Annotated in this window: 13 protein-coding genes; 3 read left to right on the forward strand and 10 right to left on the reverse strand. The window is 64.6% G+C overall.

The features are described 5' to 3' along the window. Positions 1-104: 104 nt before the first annotated feature. From BLS27_RS09845 to glgB, 3 genes are all read left to right on the forward strand, one after another. Positions 105-2,123 carry an alpha-1,4-glucan--maltose-1-phosphate maltosyltransferase gene (locus BLS27_RS09845; RefSeq protein ID WP_090344423.1) on the forward strand — a complete coding sequence of 673 codons (2,019 nt, stop codon included), beginning with the start codon at positions 105-107 and terminating at the stop codon, positions 2,121-2,123. Positions 2,124-2,247: 124 nt separating this feature from the next. After that, positions 2,248-5,559 (forward strand): maltose alpha-D-glucosyltransferase, encoded by a 3,312-nt coding sequence (treS, locus tag BLS27_RS09850; protein WP_090344426.1) that lies wholly within the window; start codon positions 2,248-2,250, stop codon positions 5,557-5,559. Positions 5,560-5,635: 76 nt separating this feature from the next. Further along, on the forward strand, positions 5,636-7,846 hold the full coding sequence (glgB, locus tag BLS27_RS09855) for a 1,4-alpha-glucan branching protein GlgB (protein ID WP_043212061.1): 2,211 nt from the start codon (positions 5,636-5,638) through the stop codon (positions 7,844-7,846). Positions 7,847-7,933: 87 nt separating this feature from the next. Here the strand turns inward: glgB and BLS27_RS09860 are convergent, their stop codons facing one another. From BLS27_RS09860 to BLS27_RS23800, 10 genes are all read right to left on the reverse strand, one after another. After that, positions 7,934-9,007, reverse strand: coding sequence for an autotransporter domain-containing protein (locus BLS27_RS09860; protein WP_090344429.1), 1,074 nt, complete (start codon positions 9,005-9,007; stop codon positions 7,934-7,936). Between the two features lie 330 nt (positions 9,008-9,337). Further along, positions 9,338-10,132 (reverse strand): endonuclease/exonuclease/phosphatase family protein, encoded by a 795-nt coding sequence (locus BLS27_RS09865; RefSeq protein WP_090344432.1) that lies wholly within the window; start codon positions 10,130-10,132, stop codon positions 9,338-9,340. 177 nt (positions 10,133-10,309) lie between these two features. Beyond that, positions 10,310-12,463 (reverse strand): glycogen debranching protein GlgX, encoded by a 2,154-nt coding sequence (gene glgX, locus BLS27_RS09870; RefSeq protein ID WP_043212058.1) that lies wholly within the window; start codon positions 12,461-12,463, stop codon positions 10,310-10,312. 90 nt (positions 12,464-12,553) lie between these two features. Next, the gene (locus BLS27_RS09875) at positions 12,554-12,838 is read right to left on the reverse strand and encodes a DUF2934 domain-containing protein (RefSeq protein WP_043212056.1); all 285 of its coding nucleotides are present in this window, start codon (positions 12,836-12,838) and stop codon (positions 12,554-12,556) included. 14 nt (positions 12,839-12,852) lie between these two features. Then, positions 12,853-15,627, reverse strand: coding sequence for a malto-oligosyltrehalose synthase (locus BLS27_RS09880; protein WP_090344435.1), 2,775 nt, complete (start codon positions 15,625-15,627; stop codon positions 12,853-12,855). After that, positions 15,624-17,693, reverse strand: a complete 2,070-nt coding sequence (gene malQ / locus BLS27_RS09885) for a 4-alpha-glucanotransferase (RefSeq protein ID WP_090344437.1) — start codon at positions 17,691-17,693, stop codon at positions 15,624-15,626. Before malQ ends, BLS27_RS09880 begins: the two co-directional genes overlap by 4 nt. Then, positions 17,690-19,432, reverse strand: a complete 1,743-nt coding sequence (gene treZ, locus BLS27_RS09890; RefSeq protein ID WP_090344439.1) for a malto-oligosyltrehalose trehalohydrolase — start codon at positions 19,430-19,432, stop codon at positions 17,690-17,692. The genes malQ and treZ overlap by 4 nt, the downstream gene beginning before the upstream one ends. A gap of 15 nt (positions 19,433-19,447) precedes the next feature. After that, positions 19,448-21,007 (reverse strand): glycogen synthase GlgA, encoded by a 1,560-nt coding sequence (glgA, locus tag BLS27_RS09895; protein WP_043212048.1) that lies wholly within the window; start codon positions 21,005-21,007, stop codon positions 19,448-19,450. 454 nt (positions 21,008-21,461) lie between these two features. Continuing rightward, on the reverse strand, positions 21,462-21,920 hold the full coding sequence (locus tag BLS27_RS09900; RefSeq protein ID WP_090344442.1) for an SgcJ/EcaC family oxidoreductase: 459 nt from the start codon (positions 21,918-21,920) through the stop codon (positions 21,462-21,464). A 152-nt stretch (positions 21,921-22,072) separates the two neighbouring features. Then, positions 22,073-22,243, reverse strand: coding sequence for a DUF6026 family protein (locus BLS27_RS23800; protein WP_167358085.1), 171 nt, complete (start codon positions 22,241-22,243; stop codon positions 22,073-22,075). Positions 22,244-22,277: the final 34 nt, after the last annotated feature.

The following is a 22,277-nucleotide window of genomic DNA, read 5'->3' on the forward strand; positions in this document are numbered from 1 at the left end:
CAGGCTTTGACTTGGCCCTGCACCGTTCGCTCATTTTTTTTGAACCCCAGGCAGCGCCCACGGCTCTGAACCCTTACCGCCACCGCAAAAGGGAGCAAGGTTCGATGTCAGGAAATGAGCCGTTCGACAGCGTGCCCATGGCCAATGATCACCCGGACCAGGCCATCAGCCTGTCCCAGGCGTTGCTGGCGCCGCGGATCGTGGTCGAAGATACGCAACCGGTGCTCGACGCTGGCACCTTCGCCACCAAGGCGGTACGAGGCCAGCGCGTGGCGGTGAGCAGCAAAGTCTACAGCGACGGCCATGACCGCTTGGCGGTGGTCCTGCACTGGCGCCAGGCCCACAGCCGCCGCTGGCATACCGTGCCCATGCACTCGCCTGGCAACGACCTGTGGCTGGCCGAATTCACGCCGCTCGAACTGGGCCTTCACCTGTTCAGCATCGAGGCCTGGATCGACCCCTTCGCCACCTACTGCCACGACCTCGAGAAGAAGTACCACGCCGGTGTCGACGTCACGCTCGAGCTGGAGGAGGGCAGGCTGCTGCTGGGCAAGGGCGCCGAGCGCAGCAACGGCCAACTGCGTGGGCAACTCGAGCAGCTCCAGCAACGCCTGCCGACGCTCGCCACCGATGATCAGGTGGCACTGTTGCTCGAGCCGGGCACCGCGGCGCTCATGGTCGATGCCGAGCACCGCAGTTACCTCACCCGCAGCGCAGAGTTCCCGGTGGATGTGGACCGCGAGCAGGCGCTGTTCGCCAGTTGGTACGAACTCTTTCCGCGTTCGATCACCGACAGCGCCGAGCGTCACGGCACCTTCAACGACGTGCACCAGCGCCTGCCGATGATCCGCGACATGGGCTTCGACGTGCTGTACTTTCCGCCGATCCACCCCATCGGCACCAAGCACCGCAAAGGCCGCAACAATGCCCTGCAGGCCGAGCCGGGAGACCCAGGCAGTCCTTATGCAATCGGTAGCCCCGAAGGTGGCCACGATGCTATCCATCCGCAGTTGGGCAGCCGCGAGGATTTTCGCCGCCTGGTCGCCGCCGCCGCAGAACATGGGCTGGAAATCGCTTTGGATTTCGCCATCCAGTGCTCCCAGGATCACCCCTGGCTGACCGAGCATCCCGGCTGGTTCAGCTGGCGCCCGGATGGCACCATCCGCTACGCCGAGAACCCACCGAAAAAGTACCAGGACATCGTCAACGTCGACTTCTATGCCGCCGAGGCCGTGCCCTCCCTGTGGTTGGCCCTGCGTGACGTGGTGATCGGCTGGGTCGAGGAGGGCGTGCGCACCTTCCGTGTCGACAACCCGCACACCAAGCCGTTGCCGTTCTGGCAATGGCTGATCGCCAATGTTCGCAGCCGCTACCCCGATGTGATCTTTCTCGCCGAGGCCTTCACCCGCCCGGCGATGATGGCCCGCCTGGGCAAGGTCGGCTATGCCCAGAGCTACACCTATTTCACCTGGCGCAACACCAAGCAGGAGCTGCGCGAATACTTCCTCGAACTCAACCAGCCGCCCTGGTGCCACTGCTACCGGCCGAACTTCTTCGTCAACACGCCGGACATCAACCCCTATTTCCTGCAGACCTCCGGACGCGCGGGGTTCTTGATTCGCGCTGCCCTGGCGACCATGGGGTCCGGGCTGTGGGGCATGTATTCGGGTTTCGAGTTGTGCGAGGGCACGCCGTTGCCGGGCAAAGAGGAATACCTGGATTCGGAGAAGTACGAAATCCGCCCGCGGGACTTCACCCAACCCGGCAACATCATCGCCGAGATCGCCCAGCTCAACCGTATCCGCCGGCAGAACCGCGCCCTGCAGACCCACCTGGGCGTCGCATTCTTCAACTGCTGGAACGACAACATCCTGTATTTCGCCAAACGCACGCCGGAACGGGACAACTACATCCTGGTGGCGATCAGCCTCGATCCGCACAACGCTCAAGAGGCGCACTTCGAACTGCCGCTGTGGGAGCTGGGCCTGGACGACAACGCCGACACCCTCGGCGAAGACCTGATGAATGGCCACCGTTGGACCTGGCACGGCAAGACCCAGTGGATGCGCATCGAACCCTGGCACCTGCCGTTCGGCATCTGGCGAATCGAAAAAGCCCGTTAGAACGGCGTCCCCTGTGGGAGCGGGTTTACCCGCGAATGCGTCAGTGGGGTAAACCCCTCCCACAGGTCTTAGCGCTACCGGACAACACCGTTGCACGCTGAAATCGAATTGAAAGGAGTCGCCCATGGCCAAGCGTTCCCGCCCACAAGCCTTCATCGACGACCCGCTGTGGTACAAGGACGCAGTGATCTACCAGCTGCACATCAAGTCCTTCTTCGACTCGAACAATGACGGCATCGGTGATTTCGCCGGGCTGATCGGCAAGCTCGACTACATCGCCGAGCTGGGCGTCAACACACTGTGGCTGCTGCCGTTCTACCCCTCGCCACGGCGCGATGACGGCTACGACATCGCCGAGTACAAGGCCGTGCACAGCGACTACGGCACTCTGGCCGATGCCCGGCGCTTCATCGCCGAGGCTCACAAACGCGGCCTGCGGGTGATCACCGAGCTGGTCATCAACCACACCAGCGACCAGCACCCTTGGTTCCAGCGCGCCCGCCACGCCAAACCTGGGAGCAAGGCGCGGGACTTCTACGTGTGGTCGGACACCGACCAGAAATACGACGGTACGCGGATCATCTTCCTGGACACCGAAAAGTCCAACTGGACGTGGGATCCGGTCGCCGGCCAGTACTTCTGGCACCGTTTCTATTCGCACCAGCCGGACCTGAACTTCGACAACCCGCAAGTGATGAAGGCCGTGATCGGCGTCATGCGCTTTTGGCTCGATCTTGGCGTCGACGGCCTGCGCCTGGATGCGATCCCCTACCTGATCGAGCGCGACGGCACCAACAACGAGAACCTCCCCGAAACCCACGCGGTACTCAAGGCGATCCGTGCCGAGATCGACGCCAACTACCCCGACCGCATGCTCCTGGCCGAGGCCAACCAATGGCCCGAGGACACCCGCCCCTATTTCGGCGAGGGCGATGGCGACGAATGCCACATGGCGTTCCACTTCCCGCTGATGCCGCGCATGTACATGGCCCTGGCCATGGAAGACCGCTTCCCGATCACCGACATCCTGCGCCAGACCCCGGAAATCCCCGCCAACTGCCAATGGGCGATCTTCCTGCGCAACCACGATGAACTCACCCTGGAAATGGTCACCGACCGCGAACGTGACTACCTGTGGAACTACTATGCCGAGGACCGCCGCGCCCGCATCAACCTTGGCATCCGCCGTCGCCTGGCGCCGCTGCTGCAGCGTGACCGTCGGCGTATCGAACTGCTCACCAGTCTGTTGCTGTCGATGCCTGGCACTCCGACCCTGTACTACGGCGATGAATTGGGCATGGGCGACAACATCTACCTGGGCGACCGCGATGGCGTGCGCACGCCCATGCAGTGGTCGCCGGACCGCAACGGCGGATTCTCCCGCGCCGACCCGCAGCGCCTGGTGCTACCGCCGATCATGGACCCGCTCTATGGCTACCAGACCGTCAACGTCGAGGCCCAGTCCCACGATCCGCATTCGCTGCTCAACTGGAACCGCCGCCTGCTCGCCGTGCGCAAGCAGCAAAAAGCCTTTGGCCGTGGCACCCTGAAAATGCTCACCCCCAGCAATCGACGCATCCTCGCCTACTTGCGCGAGTACACCGATGGTGAGGGCAACACCGAGATCGTTCTGTGCGTGGCCAACGTTTCGCGTGCGGCCCAGGCTGCCGAGCTGGAGCTGTCGGCCTACGCCGACAAAGTACCGGTGGAGATGCTCGGCGGTAGTGCCTTCCCGCCCATCGGCCAGTTGCCGTTCCTGCTCACCCTGCCGCCCTATGGTTTCTACTGGTTCCTGCTGGCTTCGCGTGATCGCATGCCCAGCTGGCACATCGAGCCGAGCGAAGGTTTGCCGGAGCTGACCACCCTCGTGCTGCGCAAGCGCATGGAGGAACTGCTCGACGCACCCTCGAGCGAGACCCTGGAAACCACCATCTTGCCCCAGTACCTGCCCAAGCGGCGCTGGTTCGCCGGCAAGCAGGGGCCGATCGATCAGGTGCGCCTGAACTATGGCGTACGTCTGGCCACCGCCACCACGCCGGTGCTGCTCAGTGAGCTGCAGGTGCACAGCGAGGGTGTGGTGCAGCATTACCAGCTGCCGTTCGGCCTGCTGCCCGAAGAGCAGATCAACAGCGCCTTGCCCCAGCAGCTGGCGCTTTCGCGGGTGCGCCGTGGCCGCCAGGTGGGGCTGATCACCGACGCCTTCGTGCTCGAACCGTTCATTCGCGCCGTGCTCAGCAACTGCCAGGCCCGCACGCGTCTGCCGTGTGGTACGGGCGAACTGCGTTTCGACTGCACCGAACAACTGGCCAGCCTTGCGCTCAATGAAGAAAGCGAAGTGCGTTACCTGAGCGCCGAGCAGTCCAACAGCTCGGTGGTGGTGGGCGGCAGCCTGGTGCTCAAGCTGATCCGCCGGGTCAATCCAGGCATTCATCCGGAGCTCGAGATGAGCGCGTATTTGACGGCCGCCGGCTTTGCCAACATTTCGCCGTTGCTCGGCTGGGTCAGCCGGGTCGATGATCAAGGCACGCCGCATCTGCTGATGATTGCCCAAGGCTATCTGAACAACCAGGGCGACGCCTGGGATTGGACCCAGAACACCCTGGAGCGCGCCGTGCGCGACGAGATGGAGCCGGCCAGCGTCGAGCCCGAGGCGCACACCGACGCCTTGGTGGAACTCACAGGCTTTGCCGCGTTGCTGGGCCAGCGACTGGGCGAGATGCACCTGTTGCTGGCCGCACCCAGTGATGACGAGGCTTTCGCGCCGCGCCCCAGCGCCACCGAGGACAGCACCCGCTGGAGCACGCAAGTCAGCGCGCAACTGGACCACGCCCTGGACCTGTTGGCCCGGCACCGCGACAGCCTGGACCCTGACAGCCAGGCCCTGGTCGACGACCTGGCGCAACAACGCGAGGGCTTGGCCCAGCACATCGACACCCTGGCCCGCCAGGCCCAAGGCGGTCTGCTGATGCGCGTGCACGGCGACCTGCATCTGGGCCAGGTCTTGGTGGTGCAGGGCGATGCGTACCTGATCGATTTCGAAGGCGAGCCTGCCCGGCCGCTGGAGGAGCGACGGGCCAAGCACAGCCCGTACAAGGATGTCAGCGGCGTGTTGCGCTCCTTCGACTATGCTGCAGCGATGATCTTGCGCAGCGCCTCGGCGGTAGACCTCTCCGACGCTGCACGCCAGGCTCGGCAGCGAGTTGCCCGGCAGTACCTGCATCAGTCGCGTCATGCCTTCGTCGAAGCCTATGGCCTGGCCACCGCCGCCATGCCCCACGCCTGGGAGCAGGCCGAGGGCGAGCGCGCCGCACTGGAGCTGTTCTGCCTGGAAAAAGCCGCCTACGAAATCATCTACGAAGCCGAGAACCGGCCAGGCTGGTTGGCTGTGCCCTTGCATGGACTGCATGGGCTGATCAGTACGTGGGGGGAGGGCTAGGCCTCATGACAGGCGATAGGCCTCCTCTGTGGGAGCGGGTTATTTACTTCAAACAACAACGGATAGGGGCAGTGAGATGAATGCAACCACGCGTGATAACGGCGGCCTTCGGCAACGGGATCTGGACGCCCTGGCCCGCGCCGAGCACGCCAATCCCTTTGCGGTGCTGGGGCCCCACGCCGATGGTGCAGGAGGGCTGTTCGTCCGGGCCTTCCTGCCCACTGCGCTGAACGTCCAGGTGCTGGCGCGCCATGATGGGCGTGTGCTGGCCGAAATGGTGCAGGGCAGCCTGCCGGGGCTGTTCACCGCGCACCTGGACGAAGCCCATCCGTACCTGCTGCGCATCGGTTGGGCCGGAGGTGAGCAGATCACCGAGGACCCCTACAGTTTCGGCCCGCAACTGGGCGAAATGGACTTGTACCTATTCGCCGAAGGCAACCACCGCGATCTCTCCGGGCGTTTCGGCGCCCAGCCGATGTGTGCCGATGGCATCGATGGGGTGTGCTTCTCGGTGTGGGCACCCAATGCCCGGCGCGTGTCGGTGGTGGGCGATTTCAACAACTGGGACGGACGCCGCCATCCCATGCGCCTGCGCCACGACGCCGGCGTGTGGGAGCTGTTTGTGCCACGCCTGGGTATCGGTGAGGCCTACAAGTTCGAGGTGCTCGGCCAGGACGGTGTGCTGCCGCTCAAGGCCGACCCGCTGGCCCGCGCCACCGAGTTGCCGCCGAGCACCGCGTCCAAGGTGTCAGGCCCCCTGCAGCACGCCTGGCAGGATCACGACTGGATGCAACAGCGCGCCGCGCGTCACGCCTACGACGCGCCGCTGTCGATCTACGAGCTGCATGCCGGCTCCTGGCGCTGCGAGCTGGACGACGCCGGCGAGGTGTCGCGCTTTTACAACTGGCGTGAACTGGCCGAGCGCCTGGTGCCCTATGTGCAGGATTTAGGGTTCACCCACATCGAGCTGCTGCCGATCATGGAGCACCCGTTCGGGGGCTCCTGGGGCTACCAGCCACTGTCGCTGTTCGCACCCACCTCGCGCTACGGCAGCGCCGAGGACTTCGCGGCGTTCATCGATGCCTGCCACCAAGGTGGCATCGGCGTGCTGCTGGACTGGGTTCCGGCGCATTTCCCCACCGATGAACATGGCCTGGCGCGCTTCGACGGCACCGCACTCTACGAATACGACAACCCCCTGGAGGGCTACCACCAGGACTGGAACACCTTGATCTACAACTTGGGGCGCAACGAGGTGCGCGGTTTCATGATGGCCTCGGCGTTGCACTGGCTCAAACACTTCCACATCGATGGCCTGCGGGTCGATGCCGTGGCCTCGATGCTGTATCGCGACTACTCGCGCAAGGCCGGCGAGTGGGTGCCTAATCGCCACGGCGGCCGTGAGAACCTCGAAGCCATCGATTTCATCCGCCACCTCAACGGCGTCGCCGCCGTCGAGGCACCGGGCGCCTTGATCATCGCCGAAGAGTCCACCGCCTGGCCCGGGGTCAGCCAGCCGGTGCAGCAGGGCGGGTTGGGCTTTGCCTACAAGTGGAACATGGGCTGGATGCACGACACGCTGCACTACATCCAGAACGACCCGGTGCACCGTGCGTATCACCACAACGAGATGAGCTTCGGGCTGATCTACGCGTACTCAGAGCATTTCATCCTGCCGATCTCCCACGATGAAGTGGTCCATGGCAAGCATTCGCTGATCGACAAGATGCCCGGCGATCGCTGGCAGAAGTTCGCCAACCTGCGCGCCTACCTCACCTTCATGTGGACCCACCCCGGCAAGAAGCTGCTGTTCATGGGCTGCGAGTTCGGCCAGTGGCGCGAGTGGAACCACGACCACCAGCTGGATTGGTACCTGCTGCAGTACCCCGAGCACCAAGGCGTGCAGCGCCTGGTGAGCGACCTCAACCGCCTGTACCGCGAGCTGCCCTCGCTGCACGAACAGGATTGCCAGCCCCAGGGCTTCCAGTGGCTGATCGGCGATGACGCGCACAACAGCGTGTATGCCTGGCTGCGCTGGAGCAGCGCCGGGGAGCCGTTGCTGGTAGTGGCCAACTTCACCCCGGTGCCACGTGAGGGGTACCGCATCGGTGTGCCGTTCGGCGAGCGCTGGCAGGAGTTGCTCAACAGCGATGCCGAGCTGTATGCCGGGTCGAATGTGGGCAATCTGGGAGCGGTGGCCAGTGAGCAGGTGGCCAGCCATGGGCAGCCGCTATCGCTGGCCTTGAACCTTCCGCCGTTGGGGGTTCTGGTGATGAAACCGGCCTGAGCTGTACCGGGGGCCGCAAAGCGGCCCCTTAAGTCTTGAGGTGTTCCATCGATTGAGGACATGGGGCTGCAAGGCAGCCCCGAAGTCTCACCAGCGCATTCTCACGCCCAGGCTGCCAATCAGGCCATTGAGGTCATTGCCGTCCACATCGCTGCTGTAGTCGGCACTGACGAACAGCGCTACTTTCGGCGTGACCCGCGCCACCAATCCCAAGCCAAGGTCCACGGTGGTCGAGTACCGGGAGCTGGAGATCTTGTCGACCTGGTCCAGCTTTACGGTGTCCGAATCGGTGAAGTCGTACCACACGTTGGTCCGCACGTAGGGTTCGATGGGCATCCCACGTACGGTGTAGCGCCCCGACAATTTGGCACCGACCCGGCCGCTCCAGCTCGGCTGGCTGTCGAATGCCTGCAGGGTTTCTTCCTGTGCCCGGTTGCTGGGGAAGAACTGCTGGTTGATCAACTGCGCCTGGGGCTCGATGACCCAGCCACCGCCCAGGCCGATGGGGTATCCACCTTCAACCGAAAAGGTCATCGCATGGCCGCTGTCGTCCAATCGCTGGCCGCTCTCCCCACGGCCATTGACGTCGATGCGGGTGCCCATGGCCACGGCATCGACGTGCCAGCCTTGCTCATGGGTCATGCTCCAGTACACCCCCAGGCTTTCGCCGCTGAGGTTAACGGCATTCTTCTGCTTGTCGCCGAGCAACCGGCGCATGCCGTTGAAGCTGCTTTGCAGGTTGTTGTGGCCCACGAAAATCCCCGCCCGATGCACATTGCCGTTGGTTTCACGCACGAACAGGTCCGGGCCGATCGTCAATTGTTGGCTGGGCGCCTCCAGTTGCGCGGGCACTTGGGCGCCGGGTCTTGTGGCATCCGGGAAGAACTGCGACCACTGGCTGGCGACCAGGTCCGGGGCCGCTTGGCCGTGGCGTTCGCTCATGCGCTCGGAAAATGCACTCAGGGTGCCCAGGCTCAGGCCGCTGGCGGTCACCGGATCGAGGGAGAGCTGCGGCACGGCCGGCGGCTGCAACAGGCCAGCGAAGGAGGCCTGTTCCTGCAGTTCGAACGCGAAGGTTTCCACCGGGGTTGCCAGGAGCAGCGACGTGGAAACCGCACAGAAAATCGCGTCGAAGCGCCAGGGGTTCGAGGTTCTTTTCATGGCGGATCTCCTCTGTTGTGTTGGTGTGTGTTGGTACAGCCCAAGGATCTGGCCTGATGTCACGAGCTGTACGACACAAAAACAGAGGGCGACCCAAACCAGCACGCCTGGGCTCGCAGGTACGCACAAAGGTGCACGCTAGAGGCCCGGCGCGAATTTTTTACGACACGTTGTAGAGTTCAGCTAAGGAGACGTCGCCGCCTGCGTCAAGAAAGCGTGAAAGACTTGTCGGTATGTCGATGAGAGGCGTAAGCGAATGATTTGGCTCGAAATTCAGCTATCGATATCGAGGTTGGTTCTTTACCGAGGTTGGACTATGCCGAATCATTGCTAAAGACGCACCTCCACCGCCAAGGGCAGATGATCGGACAGATGCGTCCAAGGCTTGTGCCCGAGGATTCGCGGGGCATGACTCTCGGCGTTGCGCAGGTAAATGCGGTCCAGGCGCAGCAGCGGCAGGCGGGCCGGATAGGTGCGTGCCAGCAGGCCGTGGTGGCGCTCGAATGCTTCGTGCAGATCACGCTGAGCCCCCAGGGTGCGATTGCCGCGCAGCTGCCAGTCGTTGAAGTCGCCTGCGATGATCACCGGGGCGTCGGCCGGCAGGCTGTCGAGCAAACGGCGCAACAGGTGCAGTTGCTTTTGCCGATGGCTTTCCAGTAACGACAAGTGCACACAAATGGCATGCACCTGGCGTTGGCCGGGCACGTCGAGGATGCAATGCAACAGGCCCCTGCGCTCGGGGCCCGTGATCGATACGTCGAGGTTGCGGTGTTCGAGAATCGGGTACTTCGACAGCAAGGCATTGCCGTGGTGGCCATCGGGATAGACCGCGTTGCGACCGTAGGCGAAGTCGCTCCACATGCTGTCGGCAAGAAACTCGTATTGGGACGTCTGTGGCCAGCCCTGGTAGCGCGCGGCGTGGCGGTCATGGCTGCCGAGCACTTCCTGGAGAAACACGATGTCGGCCTGGGTACTGCGCACAGCCTCGCGCAGCTCTGGCAGGATGAAGCGCCGGTTGAAGGCGGTGAAGCCCTTGTGGGTATTGACCGTCAGCACCCGCAGCCGATGAACGGCTGGGGCTTGGCTGACGCTGGCGAAACCTGGACTACCGGCTTCGGGGCTCACGATGGCTCCTCAAGGACTGCGGGGTTGAATGCCCCATCGCAGGCATGCCGACGTCAGGGCCACTCGCACAAACAGACACTGATTCGGACAGATCTTGCTCGCCTGGGTTCACTCTCCAAGAGGCATCAGGTGTACATACTTATGCAACTCTTTTCGCAAGCCAGTGAGACAGGCCTATCACTCTTCTTCGCGCTGTAGCGCCATCAGCAGCAATGAGCGCCCTTTGACCTCGAACAGCGTATCGAAGGCCAGGTGCTGAGGCTTACGCATCTGTGGCCGGTCGGTGTCGACCAGGCAGCTCCAATAGTCGCCCTCGGGCACCGAGGGCAGCTGGAAGGGCACCGTGTCATGGTAGGCGTTGACGATCAGCAGCAAGGTCGCCTCGCCGCCGGGCCGGGCAATGCCACTGACTTGGGCGCGGCCGTCCATGAGCATGCCCAGGCAGCGGCCATGGGGATCTTCCCACTGCTCCACGCTCATTTCATTGCCATCGGGCGCCAGCCAGGTGACGTCCTTGACCCCGATCGCCTCGTTGTAGTCGCCCACCAGGAACCGCGAACGGCGCAGCACCGGGTAGGCCAGGCGCAGCCGGGTCAGGCGTTTGACGAAGGCCAGCAGTTCGGTGCCTTCCTGGTCCAGATCCCAGTTGATCCAGCCGATCTCGCTGTCCTGGCAGTAGGCATTGTTGTTGCCGTGCTGGGTGCGGCTGAACTCGTCGCCGGCGACGATCATCGGCGTGCCCTGGGCCAGCAGCAGGGTGGCGAAGAAGTTGCGCATCTGGCGCATGCGCAAGGCGTTGATCTGTGGGTCGTCCGTAGGCCCTTCGACACCGCAGTTCCAGGACAGGTTGTTGTCGGTGCCGTCCTGGTTGTTCTCGTCGTTGTCCTCGTTGTGCTTGTCGTTGTACGACACCAGATCGCGCAGCGTGAAGCCATCGTGGGCGGTGACGAAGTTGACCGAGGCATAGGGCCGCCGGCCACGGTTGTTGAACAAGTCGCCCGAGGCGGTCATGCGTGAGGCGAAGTCCGCCAGCTGGCCTTCATCGCCTTTCCAGAAGGCGCGCACGGTGTCGCGAAAGCGATCGTTCCATTCTGCCCAGCCGGGGGCGAAGTTGCCGACCTGGTAGCCACCCGGGCCGCAGTCCCAGGGCTCGGCGATCAGCTTGACCTGGCTCAGCAGCGGGTCCTGGCGGCAGGCCACCAGGAAACTGTGACGCTCGCTGTAGCCATCGTGATAGCGCCCCAGAATGGTCGCCAGGTCGAAGCGAAAACCATCGACATGCATCTCGCCGGCCCAGTAGCGCAGTGAGTCGGTGACCAGTTGCAACACGCAGGGATGGCTCAGGTCGAGGGTATTGCCGGTGCCGGAGTCGTTGATGTAGTAGCGCTTGTCGTCGGGCATCAGCCGGTAGTAGGAGGCGTTGTCGATGCCGCGCATGGATAGCGTCGGCCCCAGCTCGTTGCCCTCGGCGGTGTGGTTGTAGACCACGTCCAGGATCAGCTCCAGGCCAGCATCGTGCAGGTGCGCGACCATCTCCTTGAACTCGGCGACCTTGCCGCTGGCCAGGTACTTGGGGTGAGGCGCGAAGAAGGCGATGCTGTTGTAGCCCCAGTAGTTGTTCAGGCCCTTCTGCAGCAGGTGCTGGTCGTTGACGAAGGCGTGGATCGGCAGCAGCTCGATGGAGGACACGCCCAGGTCCTTGATGTGCTTGAGCAGCTCATCGTTGGCCAGGCCCGCGAAGGTGCCGCGCAGTTCTTCCGGTACCGCCGGATGGCGCATGCTGATGCCACGGGTATGGGCTTCGTAGAGAATGGTGCGCTCCCAAGGGATCTGCACCCGCTGGTCGCGGCCCCAGGTGAAGGCCGGGTCGATGACCTTGCACTTGGGTACGAAGGGCGCACTGTCGCGCTCGTCGAAGGACAAGTCGCCATCGGGATGGCCGATGGTGTACCCGAACAGTGCCTCGGACCATTTCAGATTCCCCACCAGTTGCTTGGCGTAGGGGTCGATCAGCAGCTTGTTGGGGTTGAAGCGGTGACCATTCTCCGGTTCGTACGGGCCATGGACCCGGTAACCGTAGACCAGCCCGGGATGCGCGTCGGGCAGATAGCCGTGGTAGATCTCATCGGTGTATTCGGGGAGCTCGATGCGTTCGATCTCCTGTTCGCCGGTGGAGTCGAACAGGCACAGCTCGACCTTGGTGGCATTGGCCGAGAACAGGGCGAAGTTGACGCCCAGACCGTCCCAGGTGGCACCGAGAGGGAAGGGCAAGCCTTCGCGGATGCGTGAGGGAGCGACGGAGCGGGTTTTCTTCGGGGTGCGGGGGCTCATGACAGTCCTCGTTGGCCTGGTGGACGGATGTACCGATGCATCTATGCCAGCCCTTTCGCGGGCAAACCCGCGAAAGGGTTCGGTACAGGCTCAGCCTGCAGTGGGTTTCTTCACAGCCTTTGGCTTTTTCGCCGCAGCCGGTTTGACCCCCGGCAAGGCAGCCACTTTCGGCTCGGCCGGCGCTTTGGGTTCAGCCGCTGCCTTGGGCTTGGCCGCCGCCTTCTTGCGCGGGGTCGCCTTGGGCGCCAGCGCCTCGGCCTCGGCCAGTTTGCGCGCCATCTCCCAGTGGCGTTCTTCCTGACCTACGGGTTTACCCTCCGACTCCCAGATCTGGTAGGCGAATTCGCGAATACGTTTTTCATCGGCACTCATCATGACGCTCCTGGTGTTCAAGATTGTTGTATCAGCAGGTTGACCGGAAACTCCGCCAGCACAGTATTCAAATACAGCTCCTTTGAAGGGCTGACAGCCGCACTGGAAAAAAGTCCCAAGCAAGTGGCAGACGACAAGGCAAACGGCAAGATCAGCCGGGTATCGTCCCAGTTCTGCGCTGGGATCAAGGGCACAGGGGCGTCGCCGAGCAGGGGGGCGCACAGGCGCGGCACTACCACGATGGCTCGGGCATCCTCGCCCAGGCGTGCGAACGCCAGCACCTTGTCGGCGTGCCGGCCATGCACGGTCAAAGGCAGGTAGGCGCCGCGTTGGAACAGCTGCGGATGGGCCTGGCGGGCATCCAGAACCCGGGCGATCAGCGCCTGCTTGATACGCCCATCGCGCCAATGCGCCAGCAGCTCGGCCAGCGGCACGCTGTCGTCCAGGCTCGCGCGGCGCGCGGCGTAGTCCACCGGGCGACGGTTGTCCGGGTCGACCAGGCTCAGGTCCCAATACTCGTTGCCTTGGTAGAGATCCGGTACGCCGGGGCTGGTCATGCGCAGCAGGCACTGAGCCAGGCCGTTGAGTGCGCCGGCAGAGGCGATGAGCTGCGCGGCGTCGTGAAGCGAGCGGCGCAACTGTTGGTTTTGCGGCCCCAGCAACAGCTCGTCAACGTAGGTCGCGCAGGCTTGCTCGTAGGCGTCGTTCGGTGCGCTCCAGCTGCTGCGCAGCTTGGCCTCGCGCAGGGCCTTCTGCTGCCACTGGCGGACCCGCTCGGCATAACGGCCCAAGGCTCCGAGGTCCTGCAGGTCCAGCTCCAGCGGCCAGCTGCCGAGCAGCGTCTGGTACAGCAGCAGTTCGTCCGCCGGGCTCGGTGCCGGGCCGTCGCTCAATGACTGGCGCAGTGGTGTGGCGAGCTCGCGCCAGTGCTCCACCCGGCTGGCCAGCCAGGGGCCGTGTTCGCTCAGCACCGCCAGGCGCGCGCGGCAGTCCTCGCCGCGCTTGTGGTCGTGGGTGGCGGTGGCCAGCAGGTTGTCGGGAAAGTCCCGCAGGCGCTGCTGGGCCTCGTTGTGGAACCAGGTGGCATCGGCGCTGAACCGTTCGGCTTCGAAGCCCACATCGTTGCGCGACAGCAGGCGTCCTGAGCGATAGAACGCAGTGTCTTCCACGGCTTTGGCCGCGCTCGGTGCCGTCAATTGCTGAAAGCGCACGCAGGCATGGCGCAGGTGCTTGCGGGGCAGGCCACGGGGCAGTTGGCGCCAGGGTTGGCCGCCCAGCCAGTGCTGCAGATGATCGAGCAGTGGCCAGTCGGCTTCAGCCAGGCTCTGCCGGGCGCCGGCCAGGGCGTGTTGGAAGAACGCTTCGTCTTCGGCCGGACGGCCGCAGGCATTGATGTAGGTGCGGTACACCGGGTAATGCTCGACCAGCGCCTGCAGCGCCCGCCGGATCGCGCCGAGGGTCAGGTCGCGGGTCATCAGGTCGCCACGGGCCACCTGCAACAGGGCCTGGGCCACGGACTCACAATCGCCGGCCAAGCTGGCATTGAGCACCAAGTGGCGAGCCTGGCGCACTTCCTCGGGAAAGTCCGGGCGTTCGCTGATACTGCTCCACAGCTCGGTCAAAGGGGCTTCGCCGGCCGGGTCGTGCTGCAACAGCGAGACTTGGTTCATGAACTCGTAGCCGGTGGTGCCGTCGGTGCGCCAGTCCAGATGCAGGTGCTCGCCTGCCCCGAGGATCTTCTCCACATAGATCGGAAAATGCGCTACGGCGGCCTGCACAGGGCGGCGGGCGAGCAGGCGCTCGACCCGTCGGCGCAGCTTGCGGCAGTACTGGCGAGGATCGGCCAGGCCGTCGATATGGTCGATGCGCAGGCCGTCCACCAGGCCTCGTTCGATCAGCTCGAACAGCTTGGCGTGGGTTGCCTCGAACACCACCGCACGCTCCACGCGTAGCCCGCCCAATTCGTTGATGTCGAAAAAACGCCGCCAGTTGATGTCATCGGCCGCAGTGCGCCAGCTGGCCAGGCGATAGGTCTGGTGTTCGAGCAGCAGGTGCAGGCGTTTCAGACCCGCTTCGGTGCGGCTGTCGAACGCGGCCAGGGCGCCGTCGAGGCTCGCGCCTTCGCCAACCAGGCGCGCCAGCTCGGCCTGCAGGGGCAGGGCGTCGGTCAACGGATCGGCGGCCTCGCGCAAGGCACTGAAGTGTTGAGCCAATGCTTGCAAAGCGGGGTGTTCGCTCTGGCCGAGGATTTGCCCGTAGTCCAGCGGGCAGATGGGGAAACGGTGCTCGTAATGGGCGACTTGCAGCACGCCTTGGTCGCTGTCGAACGTCAGCGGGATCTCGCCGTTGTGCAACGCCACGCCGTAGTCAGTGCCCAGGAACGGCAGCAACAGTTGCCCGGCCAGCAGCGGGTCACTGGAGTGCCACTGAATGTCGAAGAATTCTGCGTAGGGGCTGCGCCGGCCCCAGGCCAGCAGGCTCTGCCACCAGGGGTTGTCGGCGCCGCCCACGGCCATGTGGTTGGACACCGTGTCCAGGATCAGCCCCATGCCATGCTGGCGCAGCGCGGCGACCAGGCGTTCGAGCGCCGCTTCCCCCCCCAGCTCCGGATTGACCTGGGTCGGGTCGACCACGTCGTAGCCGTGGCGCGAGCCCGCCCGGGCCTTGAGAATGGGCGAAGCGTACAGGTGGCTGATCCCTAGGCGGGCGAAGTAGGGCACCAGGGGCACCGCATCGTCCAGGGTGAAGTCACTGTGCAATTGCAGGCGCACCGTGGCGGTCAAGGGTTTCATCGGTCACGCTCCCAGGCTTGTTCGCGGGCTTGGGCCAGCAGCTCCAGGCGGCGGGCGGCGTCTTCGTCGTCAAGCAGCTCGCGCACCGGGCGGGCGAAGCGGCGACGCCAATTGGGGTGGCCATCGGTGGTGCCGGGCAGGTTGGGCTGTTCGTCGCAGCCCAGCAAGTCTTCCAGGGGGACCAGCACCAGGGGGGCACGGGTATGTCCGACGTAGCGGATCGCCGCGTCGATCAATGCGTCGTCGTCAGCCAGGGCGCCATAGTTCTGCTCCAAGGTGCGGCGCAGGCCATCACGCTCCCGTTGGCGGGTGTGGCGCCAATGCAGCTCGGCGGCCGCGTCCACCAGTTGCAGGCGATGGCTCCAGTCGATGTCGCGCGCTTGCAGCCAGCCGGCCAAGGGGGCGAGATCGTGGGTGCCGGTAGTGGCCAGGGCATTGTCCGGCCAGTCGAGAATCGGTTTGAAATGCCCCGGCGGTTGTTGCTCGAACGGCAGCACGCGCATGCCCAGCACGGCCTTGGCCGCCAGGGTTTCGCGCAGGCCTTCGGGCACCGTGCCCAGGTCTTCACCCAAAATCACCGCCCGGTGGCGCACCGACTCCAGGGCCAGCAGGCGCAGCAGGTCGTCCAGCGGGTAGTTCAGGTAGGCGCCCTCGCTGGGGCGCGCCCCCCGCGGGATCAGCCACAGCCTGCGCAGGCCCATGACGTGGTCGATACGCAAGCCGCCGGCGTGGGCAAGGTTGGCGCGCAGCATTTCGATGAAGGCGCGGTAGCCGTTGCGCTTGAGGCCTTCCGGAGAGAAGGCGCAGATACCCCAATCCTGGCCCTGGCGGTTGAGGATATCGGGAGGGGCGCCGACCTTGAGATCGGCCAGCAGTTCGTCCTGGCGGCTCCAGGCCTGGCTGCCGGCGCCGTCGGCGCCCACGGCGAGATCCGCGATCAGGCCCACGGCCATGCCGTTGCCGCGCGCGGCCTCCTGGGCGCGTTGCAGGCCGCGTTCGGTGAGCCACTGGCAGAAGGCATGGAACTCGACCTGGGCCGGGCAGGCGCTGGCAAAGGCTTCCACCTCCGGGTGATAAGGGTCGTGCCAGGCCGATGGCCAGTTGCGCCAGTCAGCACCCAGGCCTCGGGCTACCGCTTCGGCCTGCAGCACCTGGAACCAACAGTGGTGCAACAGGGCCTGGCCACCGGCCTCACGGTAGCTGTCGAAGTCCTTTTGCAGGGGGTGAGCGCCCCGGCTGAAGTCCTTGTACAGCGCCTGCAGCAGCTGTTGCCTGGCTTCGGCGGCGCGGGGCCAGTCCACCAGCGGCAGTTGCTCGAGCTCATCGAGCAGCGGCTGCAACTGGCACGCCTCGATCGCCATGCGCACTTCCCGCTCGCCCAGCAGTGCGGCGGGGCTGGCGTACAGCGTGTTGAGCAGCAGGCGGCTGGAGGGGGAGTAGGGGCTGTAGTGGCGCTGGTCGATCGCCGACAAGGCGTGAATCGGGCTGATCGCCAAGGCGTCGGCGCCTCGTTCCGCGGCGGCTCGGGCCAGTTGCTCCAGGGCCAGGCAGTCGCCGTAGCCGCCGTCACCGGGGCGGCGCAAACTGTACAGTTGGACCGCAAGGCCCCAGCACCGAGGCGGTGATTGCTCGGTTGCCTCGTCCAAGGCATGGCAGCGCGCAGGCGCGACCGCCAGGGTGAACGGGCGGTCGTCGATGTTCAGTTGGTGATAGCCCACGGGCAGCTCCCCCGGCAGCTGCGCCTGGCCATCGAGGGCCAGGGTCAGCGGGTCACCGTTCTCGAGGGTGCACTGCACCGGGCTGCCAGGGGCGAAATAGCGCGCAAGGTCCAGCGGCAGGCCCACATCGGCGGTGAGCAACGGCGGCAGATGGTCGGCATCCTCGGCCTCATCGAGCGCCTGGAGGCTGGCGGCGATAGCGGTTTCGTCTTCGGCCGGGTGGCCAAGGCCTGCCAGCACCTGGCGCAGGACGTCATCGCTGACCCGTTGGGGGCGGTCGTTGGCATCGACCCAATCGCGGGCCAAGCCCACCCGCGCGGCCAGTCGGTGCAAAGGCAATTCGCTCATGGAGCCTCCTGGTCGGGTGGCAGCAGGCTGACCACGCAACTGTGCGCGGGCAGGGTAGTGTCGAGATGCGCGGTGTCGCTGCTGTCGAACAACCAGCGCTCGACTGGAGGCAGTGCTACCGATTGCGGCTCGCTGGCCAGGTTGAGGTCGATCCGCAATTGGCTACCGTCGCCCAGGCGCCAGCGTGCGGTCAGGGCCCGTTCGCCCAGTACCGTGGCGCCCAGGGCGCGACTGCCAGGCAGGCGTGGGGTGAGATGCAGGCGGCGCAGGGTCAGCAGGCGCTGGTACAGCCCGTGCCAGCCGGCCACCACCTCCTGCGCTGCGAGCTGCGAGGCGTCGAAGGTGGCCTGGGCGTTGGGGTCGGGGATGCGTTCGCGCTGCGCAGGGTCGGCGAACGCAGCGAAGTGGGCGAACTCGGCACGGCGACCTTCGCGCACCGCGTCGGCCAGCTCATCGTGATGATCGGTGAAAAACAGAAATGGCCGGCGGCTGCCTTCTTCATCGCCCATGAACAGCAGTGGAATCATTGGCGCCAGCAGCAGCAAGCCGGTGGCCGCGCGCAAGGCCGGGGGCGGGCAGAGGCGGGTCAGGCGTTCACCCATTGCCCGATTACCGATCTGGTCGTGGTTTTGCAGAAATAGCACGAACGCACTGGGCGCTAAGTGCCCGCTGGGCTCGCCCCGTGGCGTGCCATGGCGGTTGGCCTGGCCCTGGAAGACAAACCCCTCGCTCAGGCTGCGGGCCAGTTTTTCGATCGGACGATCCTTGTAGTCGGCGTAGTAGCCTTCCGTTTCGCCGGTCAACAGGACATGCAAGGCGTTGTGGCCGTCGTCGTTCCACTGGGCGTCGAAGCCCTGCTCGAGCAGCGAGGCCTGGTTGTGTTCGTTCTCCAGCACCAGCCATACCTGACGACCTGGGGCCACGGCGGCACGTACGCGCTGGGCCAGTTCGATGAGAAAGTCCGGCTGGTCGATGGCATGCACCGCGTCCAGGCGCAGGCCGTCGAAGCGATAGTCGCATAGCCACATCAGGGCATTCTGGATGAAGAACTCGCGCACCTGGGGCCGGCGAAAATCGATGGCAGCGCCCCAGGGCGTCTGCCGGTCTTCGCGAAAGAACGTGCTGGCGTACTGATGCAAGTAGTTGCCGTCGGGACCGAAGTGGTTGTAGACCACATCGAGCAGCACCATCAGGCCATGGCCATGGGCCTCGTCGATCAAGCGGCACAGTTCGGTCGGACTGCCATAGGTGTGCTGCGGGGCGAACGGCAACACGCCGTCGTAGCCCCAATTGCGCGTCCCCGGAAACGCCCCCAGCGGCATTAGCTCGATGGCCGTGATGCCTATCTCGGCCAGGCGCGGCAGTTCGCGCATGACTCCGGCATAGCCGCCCAGCAAGCCGACATGCAGCTCCTGGATCACCGCCTCGTGCCAAGGTCGGCCTTGCCAGGGGTGACGCCAGGGATAGCTGGCGGTGTCCACCACTTGGCTGGGTCCCTGCACGCCCTCGGGCTGGTAGCGCGACGCGGGGTCGGGCACCTGCAGGGTGTCATCGATTCGGTAGCGATAACGGTCGCCCGCCTGGCAAGGCGCCAGGCCGGTGAACCAGCCATCTGCTTCAGGCAGCAGTTCGACCGCAGGTTGTTGCTCCAGCTGCAAGCTCACGCTGCGCGCATCGGGCGCCCAGAGGGCGAAGCGCGCCGACGTGGCGTCCAGCAAGTGTGCGCCATGCCTTTGCATCTTCGGTGCCCTCGTTCAGTAGTGGCCAGCGTGGGCCTGACAGACCAGCTCCTCGTACAGCTTGGCGTAGGGTTCCACGGCCTGGCACCAGTTGAAGGGCTGGGTCATGGCCAGGCAGCGCATGGCATTGAGCAGGTCTTTCTTGCCATGCACGTAGAACGCCCGGCTCAGGGCCTCGCGGTAGCTCTCGACAGTGGACGCGTCGAACAGGAAACCGGTGACTCCGTCCTCGATGGTGTCGGCCAGCCCACCGGTGTTGCGCGCCACCGGCAGCGAGCCGAAGCGCTGCGCGTACATCTGGCTCAGGCCGCAGGGCTCATAGCGCGACGGCATCAGGAGGAAGTCGCTGCCTGCGAACATGCGTCGTGCATCGGTTTCGTTGAAGCCGATGCGCACGCCGATGCGCCCCGGGTAGCGTAGGGCCAGCTCGCGCATGGCCTGTTCTTCCTCAGGTTCGCCTCGACCGATAATGGCGATCTGGCCACCTTGTTTGACGATGTAGTCGGCCACGCCCAGCGTCAGGTCCAGGCCTTTTTGGTACACCAGGCGCGAGACCACGGCGAACAATGGCCCCTGCGATGCCTCGAGTTGGAACAGCGTGCGCACTTCTTGTGCGTTGCGCGCCTTGCCGTCCCAGTCGTTGAGGCTGAAATTGTGCTGCAGGTGCTTGTCGGTGGCCGAATCCCAGCTCTCGTCGATGCCATTGGGAATGCCGCCGAGCAGGCCCTGCTGCGCCTTGCTGGCCAGGAAGCCATCCAGCCCGCAGCCGAATTCGGGCGTGGTGATCTCCCGGGCATAGGTGGCGCTCACGGTGGTGATATGGCTGGAATAAGCCAGGCCCGCCTTGAGGAACGACAGCTTGCCGTAGAACTCCATGCCTTCCTGCTGCAGGGCATGGTCAGGGATGGCCAGCTCCGGGCAGCAGGCACGGCTGAACACGCCCTGGTAGGCCAGGTTGTGGATGGTGAACAGGGTCGGGGTGTTCAGGCCGCGCCAGTGCATGTACGCCGGGGCCAGGCCTGCCGGCCAGTCGTGGGCGTGCACCAGGTCGGGGCGCCAGTGGATCATGCCTTCGCCGGCGGCGATTTCCGCAGCGGCCAGGCCCAGTCGGGCGAAGCGGATGTGGTTGTCCGGCCAGTCGCGGCCATTGTTGGCGCCATAGGGCGTGCCGTCGCGCTCGTACAGTTCGGGGCAGAGCAGGACATAGATGACCAAGCCGTCGGCCAGATCCATGCGGCCGATCTTGCAGGGTGGCAGCGCCGCGTGCCCACCCAGTTCGCCGACGATATGGATGGGGTTGTCGCTGTCGACCACCTGGCGGTAGCCAGGAATCAACACACGGACATCGTGCAGATGGGACAGGGCCCGGGGCAGGGCCGAGGACACGTCGCCCAAACCCCCGGTCTTGACCAGGTCGGCGATTTCCGATGTGACGAACAGGATTTTGCGTTTGTGCGGGTTGTGACGGCGCTGGGCGCCGGGTGCCTTGGCTGTCGTGGCGAATCCTGGCGGCAGCGGTTCGCGGTTGTCCGGGGTGAATGTATCTACGTGAGGTTCGACAGCGGCACTGATCATACTTCTCTCCGTCCCTTGTATCGGGTGGCTGGCACCCTTTGGCGTTATGTCGTGTTGGTTCTCTCTAGTTCAAATCTTCGTAGTGCGGTCCATGCCCCAGAGTGGTGCGCACAAGCACCGTGCAATCGGCGTTCCAGCCGAAGGCAGTTGAGCTGTTTGGGGTGTGGGTGGGCCGAAGCGGGGGGGTCCCCTGTGCATTGGCCTACTTAGTTCCTGACCTGCCGCTTTGTTGGAAAGTTTCTTTTTTTTTCCGTCCGGTTACCCAGACGGTTTGGCGGGCAGAATCCCGAGTGTAGGAGAGGTTGCGTTACATTTGTGACCCGCTGGTCATTTAAATGATGACCGTGGGTCCGCGCAAACGTTGGCGGGTTGTCACAGGATGTTAATGCCGAAGGTAGAGGGGCCGCCTGAAAGGCAGCCCAGGACGCGAAAGGGTGCGTAGGCACTCCAGCGATCAATCGGTGGGCAATAGTGAGGAATGGTGCTGGCTGATCAACCAGCGTTCGCCGTCCCAGCGATAGGTGAAGGTGTAACGTGCCGCCACTTGTTGGCCGCTGGCGGCAAGATCAAAGGTATACAAACCGGCCAGGGTCGCCTCGTTGCAGCTTTGGCGTAGGTGATAGGTGTCGAGTTTGCCGCTGGGGCGCTTGGCCAGAAAGTGTTCGAAGTAGTCAATTCGCGCCTCACGGGTCTGGCGAGGAATCCTGGAAACGGTCGGCAGCAGCAGGGCGTCGTCCTGATAAAGGCTGGCGACCTGGTGTGGATCGCCGCTTTTGAGGCTGTCGTTCCATTGCGTGAACAGCCCCAGCACTTCCCTTTCGCTGGCGGTCTTGCACAGAGCTGCCGTGGCAGGGGCCGACAGGCCGACAAGCCCGATGAAAGTCGGGATCAACCTGTATTTGGATGAGGTCATGCGCGATCTCCGCTCAAAGCAGGCAACACAAGCCTGCGACGCGGCCACTGTAGGAAGGGCGGCGACAGCGAACTATCGGAATCCGGTACGGAGGATGAAGGGAGAATCTTGTCGAGTGGGAGCCATCAGCTCCCACCAGTAGCGATGAAAGATCAGATGCGAATGGCTTTGTCGTCTTCGCAGCGGGCCTGCTCGAGCAACTGATTCAACTGGGCGACCTGCTGGCGCAATTGGTCGCGTTCGTCCTTCAGGCGGCGCAGCTCGTCACGGCGCACGGTGACATAGAGGGTCTGGGTGGGAGTGGAAGGCATCAGGGTACCCATTGGAACACCTCGCGGTTCTGGCTGGTGACAATTT

It is taken from the genome of Pseudomonas guariconensis (assembly GCF_900102675.1).
Taxonomy (GTDB): Bacteria; Pseudomonadota; Gammaproteobacteria; order Pseudomonadales; family Pseudomonadaceae; genus Aquipseudomonas; species Aquipseudomonas guariconensis.